At 58.1% G+C, this 12,547-nt stretch carries 8 protein-coding genes; 7 read left to right on the top strand and 1 reads right to left on the bottom strand.

The features are described from left to right. Positions 1–12: 12 nt before the first annotated feature. From AB3N39_RS16775 to AB3N39_RS16755, 5 genes are all read left to right on the top strand, one after another. Positions 13–462: a flavodoxin gene (locus AB3N39_RS16775; protein WP_047173522.1), complete on the top strand. Its 450-nt coding sequence runs from the start codon at positions 13–15 to the stop codon at positions 460–462. Positions 463–756: 294 nt separating this feature from the next. Then, positions 757–2,115, top strand: coding sequence for a galactarate/glucarate/glycerate transporter GudP (gudP, locus tag AB3N39_RS16770; RefSeq protein WP_143345467.1), 1,359 nt, complete (start codon positions 757–759; stop codon positions 2,113–2,115). Beyond that, positions 2,112–3,452: an enolase C-terminal domain-like protein gene (locus AB3N39_RS16765; protein ID WP_143345466.1), complete on the top strand. Its 1,341-nt coding sequence runs from the start codon at positions 2,112–2,114 to the stop codon at positions 3,450–3,452. The genes gudP and AB3N39_RS16765 overlap by 4 nt, the downstream gene beginning before the upstream one ends. A 12-nt stretch (positions 3,453–3,464) precedes the next feature. After that, the gene (gene gudD, locus AB3N39_RS16760; RefSeq protein WP_136195125.1) at positions 3,465–4,805 is read left to right on the top strand and encodes a glucarate dehydratase; all 1,341 of its coding nucleotides are present in this window, start codon (positions 3,465–3,467) and stop codon (positions 4,803–4,805) included. Between the two features lie 77 nt (positions 4,806–4,882). Beyond that, positions 4,883–6,022 carry a glycerate kinase gene (locus tag AB3N39_RS16755; protein WP_133295067.1) on the top strand — a complete coding sequence of 380 codons (1,140 nt, stop codon included), beginning with the start codon at positions 4,883–4,885 and terminating at the stop codon, positions 6,020–6,022. An 89-nt stretch (positions 6,023–6,111) separates the two neighbouring features. On the opposite strand, the gene barA is transcribed toward AB3N39_RS16755, so the two are convergent. Beyond that, on the bottom strand, positions 6,112–8,871 hold the full coding sequence (gene barA / locus AB3N39_RS16750) for a two-component sensor histidine kinase BarA (RefSeq protein ID WP_143345464.1): 2,760 nt from the start codon (positions 8,869–8,871) through the stop codon (positions 6,112–6,114). A 57-nt stretch (positions 8,872–8,928) separates the two neighbouring features. Here barA and rlmD point away from each other — a divergent pair, with 57 nt between their 5' ends. Both rlmD and relA read left to right on the top strand, forming a co-directional pair. Further along, a complete protein-coding gene (rlmD, locus tag AB3N39_RS16745) occupies positions 8,929–10,227 on the top strand; it encodes a 23S rRNA (uracil(1939)-C(5))-methyltransferase RlmD (protein WP_252093606.1) in 1,299 nt (432 codons plus the stop codon). Positions 10,228–10,278: 51 nt separating this feature from the next. Next, entirely contained in the window at positions 10,279–12,510 is a 2,232-nt protein-coding gene (relA, locus tag AB3N39_RS16740) for a GTP diphosphokinase (RefSeq protein WP_008499628.1), read from the top strand. The last annotated feature ends 37 nt before the right edge of the window (positions 12,511–12,547 follow it).

The raw sequence follows: 12,547 nt of genomic DNA, 5'->3' as shown, positions 1-12,547 counted from the left end.
TGGGAAAATAGCATGGCTGAAGTAGGCATTTTTGTCGGCACAATGTACGGCAACTCGCTGCTGGTAGCGGAAGAGGCTGAGGCAATACTCGCCAGCCAGGGCCATAAAGCCACGGTCTATGAAGATCCGGAGCTGGCGGACTGGGAAAAGTATAAAGATAAATACATTCTGGTGGTGACCTCCACCACCGGGCAGGGCGACCTGCCGGACAGCATCGTGCCGCTGTTCCAGGGCATTAAAGACCTGCTTGGCTATCAGCCAGATGTTCACTACGGCATCATCGCCCTCGGCGACAGCTCTTACGCCAACTTCTGCGGCGGCGGCAAGCAGTTCGATGCGCTCCTGCAGGAACAGAGCGCCCAGCGCGTCGGCGAGATGCTGCTGATTGACGCGGGCGAGCACCCGGAGCCAGAAAGCGAATCAAACCCGTGGGTCGAACACTGGGCAACGCTGCTTAAATAGTTCTCCAGGCCGGGTAAGGCTTAACCGCCACCCGGCAACGAAGCCACACCAAATCCTCGATTCCGTGAAGCATCTTCCACTGCTTTGGGCTTATGCCATAAACAACCTCTCATACATCCTTTAATACTGTGTTTCTGCACGGTGAGGTGATGAGGCACTCCTTCATATACTTTTCCGGTCACTATAAAACGGCGTCAGGCCGTACCAAAACGACAAAAACCAATCTCATTCTGATTACCCTACCGGTGCTGTACAGAATGAACCAGGCGAAAGCTATGTTTCAGGAGTGCAACAATGAGTACATTAAGCCACGCAGCGAGCAGCGCTGAAAAGCGCACCAATGCCCGCTACTGGATAGTGGTGATGCTGTTTATCGTCACGTCCTTTAACTATGGTGACCGCGCCACGCTGTCGATTGCCGGTTCGGAAATGGCAAAAGATATCGGCCTTGATCCGGTGGGGATGGGTTACGTTTTCTCTGCATTCTCATGGGCCTACGTCATCGGGCAAATTCCTGGCGGCTGGCTGCTGGACCGTTTTGGCTCGAAACGCGTCTATTTCTGGTCCATCTTCATCTGGTCTGCCTTTACCCTGCTGCAGGGCTTCGTCGATATCTTCAGCGGCTTCGGCATTATCGTGGCGCTCTTCACGCTGCGCTTCCTGGTGGGGCTAGCGGAAGCACCTTCCTTCCCGGGCAACAGCCGCATTGTGGCGGCCTGGTTCCCGGCGCAGGAGAGGGGAACGGCGGTGGCGATTTTCAACTCCGCACAGTACTTCGCGACGGTGATCTTTGCGCCCATTATGGGCTGGCTGACCCATGAGGTGGGCTGGTCACACGTTTTCTTCTTTATGGGCGGACTCGGGATCGTCATCAGCTTTATCTGGCTGAAAGTGATCCACGAACCCAACCAGCATCCTGGCGTAAACAAAAAAGAGCTGGAGTACATCGCGGAAGGCGGCGCGCTGATCAACATGGATCAGAAATCCTCGACGGCGAAAGTGCCGTTCAGCCAGAAATGGGCGCAGATCAGGCAGCTCGTCGGCTCGCGCATGATGATCGGCATCTATCTGGGCCAGTACTGTATTAACGCCTTAACCTACTTTTTCATTACGTGGTTCCCGGTTTACCTGGTGCAGGCACGCGGCATGTCGATTCTGAAAGCGGGGTTTGTCGCCTCGGTCCCGGCAATCTGCGGCTTCGTGGGGGGCGTGCTCGGCGGGGTGATTTCCGACTGGCTGATGCGCCGCACCGGTTCCCTGAACATCGCACGTAAAACGCCTATCGTGCTCGGCATGCTGCTCTCCATGACAATGGTGTTTTGTAACTACGTCAATGCCGAATGGATGATTATCGGCTTTATGGCGATGGCCTTCTTCGGCAAAGGCATTGGCGCGCTGGGCTGGGCGGTGATGGCGGATACGGCACCGAAAGAGATCAGCGGCCTGAGCGGCGGTCTGTTCAACATGTTCGGCAACATCTCCGGGATTGTTACGCCCATCGCTATCGGCTACATCGTCGGCACCACCGGCTCTTTCAACGGTGCGCTGATTTACGTGGGTGTGCATGCGCTGGTGGCGGTACTGAGTTACCTGGTGCTTGTTGGGGATATCAAACGCGTCGAACTTAAACCTGTTGCGGAGCGTGGATCATGACAACGCAATCGAGCCCAACCGTCACGGAGATGAAGGTCATCCCGGTGGCCGGGCAGGACAGCATGCTGCTCAATATTGGCGGCGCGCATAACGCCTGGTTTACCCGTAATATCGTCGTGCTAAAAGACAGCGCAGGGAATACCGGCGTGGGCGAGGCCCCTGGCGGAGAGGTGATTTACCAGACGCTGGTTGATGCCATTCCGCAGGTCGTGGGTCAGGAGGTCGCCCGTCTGAACAAGGTGGTTCAGCGGGTGCATAAGGGCAATCAGTCGGCAGATTTTGATACGTTCGGTAAAGGTGCCTGGACGTTCGAACTGCGCGTCAACGCGGTTGCTGCCCTGGAAGCGGCTCTGCTTGATTTACTGGGGAAGGCGCTCAATGTCCCGGTCTGCGAACTGCTGGGGCCCGGCAAACAGCGCGATGCGGTCACCGTGCTGGGCTATCTGTTTTACGTTGGCGATCGCAATAAAACCGATCTCCCCTATCTGGCCCGAACCGCGGGCGACCACGACTGGTATCAGCTGCGCCATCAGGAAGCGCTCTCCAGCGACGCGGTGGTGCGGCTGGCCGAGGCGGCGCAGGATCGCTACGGCTTTAAGGATTTCAAGCTGAAGGGCGGCGTGCTGCCCGGCGAGCGGGAGATTGAAACGGCCCGGGCGCTGAAAAAGCGCTTCCCTGATGCACGGATCACCGTCGATCCCAACGGCGCATGGCTGCTGGATGAAGCCATTAGCCTGTGCAAAGGGCTGGGCGATGTCCTGACCTATGCAGAAGACCCCTGTGGCGCGGAGCAAGGATTCTCGGGTCGTGAAGTCATGGCTGAGTTCCGTCGCGCAACCGGGCTACCTGTCGCGACCAATATGATCGCCACCAACTGGCGCGAAATGGGTCACGCGGTGATGCTTAACGCCGTCGACATACCGCTGGCGGACCCGCACTTCTGGACGCTATCAGGCGCAGTCCGCGTGGCCCAGCTGTGCGATGAGTGGGGGCTCACCTGGGGCTGTCACTCGAACAATCACTTTGATATTTCGCTGGCGATGTTTACCCACGTTGGCGCGGCGGCGCCGGGTAACCCGACCGCCATCGATACCCACTGGATTTGGCAGGAAGGTGAAGCCCGACTGACGAAAAATCCGCTGGAAATCATAGATGGCAAAATTGCCGTACCGGATGCGCCGGGTCTGGGCGTGGAGCTGGACTGGGATCGGATCCATAAAGCCCATGAGGCGTATAAAAAGCTACCGGGCGGCGCGCGTAACGACGCGGGCCCGATGCAGTACCTTATCCCCGGCTGGACATTTGACCGTAAGCGCCCTGTTTTCGGACGTCACTGATAAAAGGATTGAATGATGAGTACTTTTTCTACCCCTGTCGTCACCGCCATGCAGATCGTTCCGGTTGCGGGCCATGACAGCATGTTGATGAACCTGAGCGGCGCGCACGCGCCGTTCTTTACCCGCAATATTGTCATTATCAAAGACAATGCCGGCCATACCGGCGTGGGCGAAATTCCGGGCGGGGAGAAGATCCGCAACACGCTGGAGGACGCCATTCCGCTGGTGGTGGGCAAAACGCTGGGTGAGTACAAAAATGTCCTCAACACCGTGCGTAACACCTTTGCCGATCGCGATGCCGGGGGCCGGGGTCTGCAGACCTTCGATCTGCGCACCACTATCCACGTGGTGACCGGCATTGAAGCCGCGATGCTGGATCTGCTGGGCCAGCATCTGGGCGTTAACGTTGCGTCGCTGCTGGGCGAGGGGCAGCAGCGTAGCGAAGTGGAAATGCTGGGCTATCTGTTCTTTGTCGGCGACCGCAAGCTGACGCCACTGCCGTATCAGAGCCAGCCGGATGAACAATGCGACTGGTACCGGCTTCGCCACGACGAGGCAATGACACCGGATGCGGTGGTGCGCCTGGCGGAAGCCGCGTACGAAAAATATGGCTTTAATGATTTCAAACTGAAGGGCGGCGTGCTGGCCGGGGAACAAGAGGCGGAAGCCGTCACCGCACTGGCAAAACGTTTTCCACAGGCGCGCGTGACGCTGGATCCTAACGGAGCATGGTCGCTTGATGAAGCGATCAAAATCGGAAAGCAGCTGAAAGGCGTGCTGGCGTATGCGGAAGATCCGTGCGGGGCAGAACAAGGCTTCTCGGGCCGTGAGGTGATGGCGGAATTCCGCCGCGCAACGGGGCTGCCAACCGCGACCAATATGATTGCTACCGACTGGCGTCAGATGGGACACACGCTGTCATTGCAATCTGTCGACATTCCGCTGGCGGACCCGCACTTCTGGACGATGCAGGGCTCGGTGCGCGTGGCGCAGATGTGTCATGAGTTTGGCCTGACCTGGGGCTCGCACTCTAACAACCACTTCGACGTGTCGCTGGCAATGTTCACGCACGTTGCCGCTGCCGCTCCGGGGACGATTACCGCTATCGACACGCACTGGATCTGGCAGGAGGGTAATCAGCGTCTGACTAAGCAGCCGTTTGAAATCAAAGGTGGCATGGTTCAGGTGCCTTCCACTCCGGGGCTGGGGGTTGAGCTGGATATGGACCAGGTGATGAAGGCCCATGAGCTGTACCAGAAACACGGTTTGGGCGCGCGCGATGACGCGATGGCGATGCAGTATCTGATCCCCGACTGGACATTCGACAATAAACGCCCGTGCATGGTACGATAAACGCATTGGGACCGCTCCCATGGGCGGTCTTTTACGTGGTGTATGCTTAACGTAACGACTATGCGTAAGGATGGCTTATGAAAATTGTTATCGCACCGGACTCGTATAAGGAAAGTTTGAGTGCGCTTGAGGTTGCGACAGCGATAGAACGTGGTTTTCGCGAGATCTTTCCCGAGGCGGTTTACGTCAAACTGCCGGTTGCGGACGGCGGCGAAGGGACGGTTGAGGCGATGATCGCGGCAACGCAGGGACGCATTGTGCATGTTCCGGTGACCGGCCCGCTGGGTGAGCGCGTGGACGGGTTTTATGGCTTATCCGGTGACGAGCAGAGCGCCTTTATTGAAATGGCGGCGGCAAGCGGCCTGGAGCTGGTCGTCCCTTCACTGCGTAATCCTCTGAAAACCACCTCCTGGGGCACGGGCGAACTGATTCGGCATGCGCTGGATGCGGGCGTTAAGCATATCATCATTGGCATTGGCGGCAGCGCCACCAATGACGGCGGAGCAGGGATGGTGCAGGCGCTGGGCGCTAAATTGCTCGACGCGAGCGAACAACCTCTTGGGCAGGGCGGAGGCGAACTGGGAAAACTCGCGCGTATCGACCTGAGCGGGCTGGACAGACGTCTGGCGGAGTGTCGGATAGAAGTCGCCTGTGATGTCACGAATCCACTCACCGGAAAGGACGGTGCGTCAGCCGTATTTGGACCGCAAAAGGGTGCCACACCCGAGATGATCGTCACCCTGGACAACGCGCTGGCGCAGTATGCGAGAGTCATTGCCCGGGATCTGGATATCGACGTGCTAAACCTTGCTGGCGGCGGAGCGGCAGGTGGCATGGGGGCGGCGCTGTACGCCTTTTGCGGCGCGCAGCTGCGCCAGGGCATTGAGATCGTGACCGATGCGCTACACCTGGCCGACCAGGTGGCCGATGCGGATTTGGTGATCACCGGGGAAGGCCGCATTGACAGCCAGACGATCCACGGCAAAGTCCCGGTGGGGGTGGCGAAGGTGGCGAAACGCTTTAACAAACCCGTTATTGGCATTGCTGGCAGCCTGACGGCGGACGTTGGCGTAGTACACGATCACGGCATTGATGCAGTGTTTAGCGTGATCTACACCATCTGCTCCCTGGAAGACGCGCTGGAAAATGCCAGCGAGAACGTCAGGATGACCGCAAGGAATATCGCTGCGGTGCTGAAAGTGGGGCAGGCATTTTAGCTGTGGTTGCCGGGTGGCGGCTTCGCTTTACCCGGCCTACGTTAGTGCACCTGTAGGCCCGGTAAGCGTAGCGCCACCGGGCATTTACCTCAGCTTCCCAACACCTTCATCGCTTCCCGCGTCACATTATCCATTTCATCCAGCAGCTCCAGGAACTCCGGTTCAAGCTCCGATTCCGGCGTACCGGCACGCAGCTGCTGCTCCAGCAGCTGGCAGAGGTTTTTCAGCCGCGGCACGCCGCTGTACCCGCAGCTGCCGTGTAGCTTGTGGATCGCGTCCAGCAGATCTTCCGGATTTTCACCCACCAGCTGCTCTTCCACCTTATTGCGGATCTCCGGCAGAAACGCGACCAGCATTTGCAGCATGTCGCGGGCGAGATCGGGTTTACCTGCCGCCTGGCGCAGCGCAAGCTGCCAGTCAAAGGTAGCGTTCTGATTAACGCTTACCTCAGCCTGCTCGCTGGAAACCGTGTACGTCCCGACGATATGACCCGGCTTGTAGCGCAGCAGCAGGCTATGAAGTTTCTCTTCATCGATGGGCTTTGCCAGGTAATCGTTCATCCCGGCGCTCAGCAGCTTCTCCTTCTGGCCCGCCATCGCATGGGCGGTGACCGCAATGACCGGCGTTTGCTGCTGATGCGGCAGCTGGTGGATCAGCTCGCAGGCCCGGATGCCGTCCATGCCCGGCATCTGAATATCCATCAGGATTAAATCGAACTGCATCTGCTTAGCCTGTTCAACCGCCTGCGCGCCGCTGGTGCACAGCTCAACATGCTGAACCTGGTCCTCAAGCAATGCGCCTATCAGCTTCAGGTTGGCCGGATTATCATCCACCGCCATCACGCTCATCGGCAATTTTTGCTCATCGTAAATCAGCGGAAGGGCATGCTGGCTAAGACGGCAATACTCCGTGAGCGCGGGCAGGAGACGGGTCGCGGTGAGCGGTTTTAGCAGACACGCGGCGGCTCCGTCATTTTTTAACTCTTCTGCATTCAGCTGAGCGTGGCAAGGCAGCGCCAGCAGCAGATAGTCGGTCATCGACGCGGCTTTCGCCAGCCGCTCCTGCTGCATGGTCAGCTCGCCGGTAAAGGTGACCGGGATCCCCATCAGCAGGATGTCGTAATGCTCAACGGCCAGGGCGGAGAAGGTTGGGCTGTAGACCACCTCCAGCGGCGTGGTGCTTAATATGTCGAGCGTACACTGCGCCGCTGCGGCGTTAGGCTCAACATAGGCCAGTCGCTTGCCCTTCAGGCAGTCCGTCATCGGACCGTCGGTCAGCACGTTCGGATTAAGGTCCAGATTAATGTGGAACCAGAAGGTTGAACCGCGGTTCGGCTGGCTGTGGAAAGAGATATCGCCGCCCATCTCGTTCACCAGACGCTGGGTGATCACCAGCCCCAAACCGGTGCCGCCATGACGGCGGGAGATACTGGCGTCCGCCTGACGGAACGCCTGGAACAGACGCGACTGGTCGCGCTCCGGAATACCGATGCCGGTATCGCGGATCTGGACTTCAATCTGAACCTTATTGCTGCTGATCGAGCGTTTCTCTACCAGGACGTCGATATTACCGCTTTCGGTGAATTTAATGGCATTCCCGACAAGGTTGGTAATGACCTGCTGCAGGCGCAGCGGATCGCCAATAACGTTATCCGGCACGTCGTTTTTAATATTAAGCGTCAGCTCCAGGCCTTTATCGTGCGACGAGTGCGCTAGCAGCGTCACCACTTCATCAAGCGTGCTGCGCAGCGGGAAGGGAATACTCTCCAGGATCAGCTTGCCCGCTTCCAGCTTGGAGAAGTCCAGCACGTCGTTGATGATCGCCAGCAGGTTGTTGGCCGAGCGTTCAATGGTGTGCAGGTGATCGCGCTGAGTGGGGTTGAGCTCGCTTTTGAGCGTCAGGCGGGTAAAGCCGATCACGCCATTGAGCGGCGTGCGCAGCTCGTGCGACATATTGGCAAGGAATTCCGACTTGATACGCGCCGCTTCCTGGGCGCGCTTTTTCGCCAGATCCAGCTCAACGTTCTGGATCTCCATCTGCTCCAGCGTTTCGCGCAGGTCGGACGTCGCCTGGTCAACGTTGTGCTGCATCTCTTCGTGATAGGCCGCCAGCGACATCGCCATCGAGTTGATGCCGTTTTTCAGCATGTCCAGCTCGCCCAGCATAAACCCTTCCACACGGCTGTCGAGCTGTCCCCGGCGGATGCGGTCAACCGTGTTAACCATGTTGCGGATGGGGCCCGTCACGTCGCGCATCAGGCGCCAGCCGAAGATCAGCGCAATGCCAATGCAGAACAGCATCATCACGCCAGAGATGAAGATTTCTTTGTACTGCTGTAGCCGTACCGACTTGAGATCCAGCTCCAGCGCCACATATCCCAGCATATTATTGCTGGATTTGGCGTCGGATTGCGCGGACTCATCGGGGGAATAGCTTTCCGACACGATCGGCGTGCGCAGGATCATGATATCGCCGCGCCGCAATACGGTGAGGTGGCGCGGGAACGGCGTACCGTCCGGGATCTTCAGGGCCGCCGGATCGAGATGAAAGTTCGAGGTGACAAACAGCCGGTTATGTTCGTCGTACACGGAAATGGCGCGTACGATGTCCGAGTGGCGGCGGTGGAGTACGCTGATTAACTGCCCAATGGATTCGCGGTTTTGCAGGTTCATGCCGTACTCGCTGGATACGGCCAGCGGTTCGATGATGCTGGCGCCTGCATCCTCCAGCTGCCGCTGCAAATCGTTATAGCGGTGCACCACAAAGAAGATACTCAGCAGCAAACCGATAAGAACGGTGGGGGCGAGGATCAAAATCATCATGCGCGCGCGCAGGCTGTAGTTGGTCATGGCGTTCCGTTATGGGACAATTAAGATAATTATGTTTATGTGAGAAAAATCTCGGCGATGGCGCAATTCTACTCTGCAAAGCGACGCGTGACGACGCGTGAAATCATTACTGTTGAAGCCACGGACCTCGATCCGTTTGGTCAGGGAGTAGCACGTCACAATGGTAAGGCTCTGTTTATAACAGGTTTACTGCCAGCAGAACGAGCAGAAATTACGCTGACGGAAGATAAACGCCAGTTCGCGCGCGGACAGGTTAAGCGTCGTCTCAACGATAGCCCGGAGCGCGTGAAGCCCCGCTGCCCGCATTTTGGCGTTTGCGGCGGCTGCCAGCAACAGCATGCGAGCACAGAATTACAGCAAAAAAGTAAAAGCCGCGCGCTGGCGCGTCTGCTCAAACATGACGTTAACGAAATTGTTGCCTATGAGCCCTGGGGCTATCGTCGTCGCGCGCGCCTGAGCCTCAGCTATCAGCCAAAAACGGATCGTCTGGAGATGGGGTTTCGCAAGGCCGGCTCCAGCGACATCGTTGACGTGAAGCAGTGCCCCATTTTGGTGCCCCATCTTGAGGCATTGCTTCCGGAAGTGCGCATCTGCCTCTCCGGGCTGGACGGCGTACGCCATCTCGGGCACGTCGAACTGGTCATGGCAAACAATGGCCCGCTGATGGTGCTGCGCCACACCGCACCGCTGTCGAAAAAAGATCGCGAAAAACTGGAACGCTTTTCGCATTCCCACGACCTGGCGCTTTTCCTGGCACCACAAAGCGAGATACTTGAGCAGGTTACCGGTGAGGCACCCTGGTATGCGTCAAACGGGCTACGCTTAACGTTTAGCCCGCGGGATTTCATTCAGGTCAATGATGGCGTTAACCAGCAGATGGTGGCGAAAGCGCTGGCGTGGCTGGATGTCCAGAAAAGCGATCGGGTGCTCGATCTGTTCTGCGGAATGGGCAACTTCACGCTGCCGCTGGCGCGAGAAGCGGCCAGCGTCGTCGGCGTGGAAGGCGTTGAGGCGCTGGTGGCGAAAGGGCAGGAGAACGCGCGGCAGAACGGCTTGCAAAATGTGACATTCTTTCATCAAAATCTTGAGGAAGATGTCACTCAACAGCCGTGGGCAAAGCAGGGCTTTGATAAAATTTTGCTCGACCCGGCACGTGCCGGTGCCCCGGGCGTGATGGCACATATTATTAAACTCGCGCCAAAGCGTGTGGTCTATGTTTCCTGTAACTCGGCAACGCTTGCCCGGGACAGCGAGGCATTACTCAGCGCGGGTTACCAGATTCAGCGTCTGGCAATGCTGGACATGTTCCCGCACACTGGGCATCTGGAATCGATGGTGTTGTTCGAGCACATCTAATTTGTTTGGCTTGTCGACTTCGACAGGCCCTGGTCCCTAAAGGAGAGGACAATGGTTGCGGTAAGAAGTGCACATCTCAATAAAGCTGGGGAGTTTGACCCACAAAAATGGATCGCAAGTCTGGGAATTTCCAGCCAGCAGTCGTGTGAACGCTTAACCGAAACCTGGGCCTATTGTCTGCGCACCACGCAGGGGCATCCCGACGCGGATCTTCTCCTGTGGCGCGGCGTGGAGATGGTTGAAATCCTGTCCATGCTAAACATGGACATCGAAACGCTGCAGGCCGCGCTACTCTTCCCCCTCGCGGATGCGGACGTGGTCAGCGAAGACGTGCTGCGCGACAGCGTCGGAAAATCCGTCGTCGCGCTGATCCACGGCGTGCGCGATATGGCGGCCATTCGTCAGCTTAAAGCCGCGCATACCGATTCCGTCTCCTCAGAGCAGGTCGATAACGTTCGCCGGATGCTGCTGGCCATGGTGGATGATTTCCGCTGCGTGGTCATCAAGCTGGCCGAGCGTATTGCCCACCTGCGAGAGGTAAAGGATGCGCCGGAAGACGAGCGCGTGCTGGCCGCCAAAGAGTGTACGAACATCTATGCGCCGCTGGCGAACCGCTTAGGGATTGGTCAGCTGAAATGGGAGCTGGAAGATTACTGCTTCCGCTATCTGCACCCGGCGGAATATAAACGGATTGCCAAACTTCTGCACGAGCGCCGTATCGACCGCGAGCACTATATCGAGGAGTTTGTCGGCGGCCTGCGCCAGGCGATGAAAGAAGAGAACGTGCGCGCCGAAGTCTATGGTCGGCCTAAGCATATCTACAGCATCTGGCGCAAAATGCAGAAGAAACACCTCGCCTTTGACGAGCTGTTTGACGTGCGCGCCGTGCGCATCGTGGCCGAGCGTCTGCAGGACTGCTACGCCGCGTTGGGGATAGTACACACTCACTTCCGTCATCTGCCCGATGAGTTCGACGACTATGTCGCCAACCCAAAACCGAACGGCTACCAGTCTATCCATACCGTGGTGCTTGGCCCTGGCGGTAAAACGGTTGAGATTCAGATTCGCACCAAACAGATGCATGAAGACGCCGAGCTGGGCGTTGCCGCGCACTGGAAATACAAAGAAGGCACCTCCGGTGGGGCGCGTTCTGGCCACGAAGACCGCATTGCCTGGCTGCGCAAGCTGATTGCGTGGCAGGAAGAGATGGCCGATTCCGGCGAGATGCTCGACGAAGTGCGCAGCCAGGTCTTTGACGATCGGGTGTATGTCTTTACGCCGAAAGGGGACGTTGTCGACCTGCCGGCCGGCTCTACGCCGCTTGATTTTGCCTACCATATCCACAGCGATGTGGGACACCGATGCATCGGGGCGAAAATCGGCGGGCGTATTGTACCGTTCACCTATCAGCTGCAGATGGGTGACCAGATTGAAATCATTACCCAGAAGCAGCCCAACCCGAGCCGGGACTGGCTTAACCCGAACCTGGGGTATGTTACCACCAGCCGCGGGCGCTCGAAGATTCACGCCTGGTTCCGTAAGCAGGATCGTGACAAGAACATCCTTGCCGGTCGCCAAATCCTCGACGACGAGCTGGAGCATATCGGGATAAGCCTGAAAGAGGCGGAAAAATTCCTGCTGCCGCGCTACAACTTCAACGAGCTTGACGAGCTGTTAGCGGCCATTGGCGGTGGTGATATTCGTCTGAATCAGATGGTGAATTTCCTGCAGGCGCAGTTCAATAAGCCAAGCGCGGAAGAGCAGGATGCTGCGGCGCTGAAGCAGCTGCAGCAGAAAACCTACGCGCCGCAGCAGCGCAGTAAAGACAACGGCCGCGTGGTGGTCGAGGGTGTCGGTAACCTGATGCACCACATTGCCCGCTGCTGCCAGCCAATTCCAGGGGACGATATCGTCGGCTTTATCACCCAGGGGCGCGGAATTTCGATTCACCGTTCCGACTGCGACCAGCTTGCCGAGCTGCAGTCCCATGCGCCGGAGCGCATCGTGGAAGCGGTCTGGGGGGAAAGCTATTCCGCTGGCTACTCGCTGGTGGTGCGCGTTACCGCCAACGACCGCAGCGGCCTGCTGCGCGACATCACGACCATTCTTGCCAACGAGAAGGTCAACGTGCTGGGCGTCGCCAGCCGCAGCGATACCCGCGAGCAGCTTGCCACCATCGATATGACCATCGAAATCTACAACCTGCAGGTGCTGGGCCGCGTGCTTGGCAAGCTGAACCAGGTGCCGGATGTGATTGACGCGCGTCGTCTGCACGGCGGCTAAACATCGTCTTCCGTAGGCCGGGTTAGGCAACGCCGCC

Origin of the sequence: Enterobacter vonholyi, from assembly GCF_040834095.1 — a bacterium.
Lineage (GTDB): Bacteria > Pseudomonadota > Gammaproteobacteria > Enterobacterales > Enterobacteriaceae > Enterobacter > Enterobacter vonholyi.
Note: the sequence above shows the minus strand (reverse complement) of the source record. Positions and strands in the feature narration are given on the sequence as shown.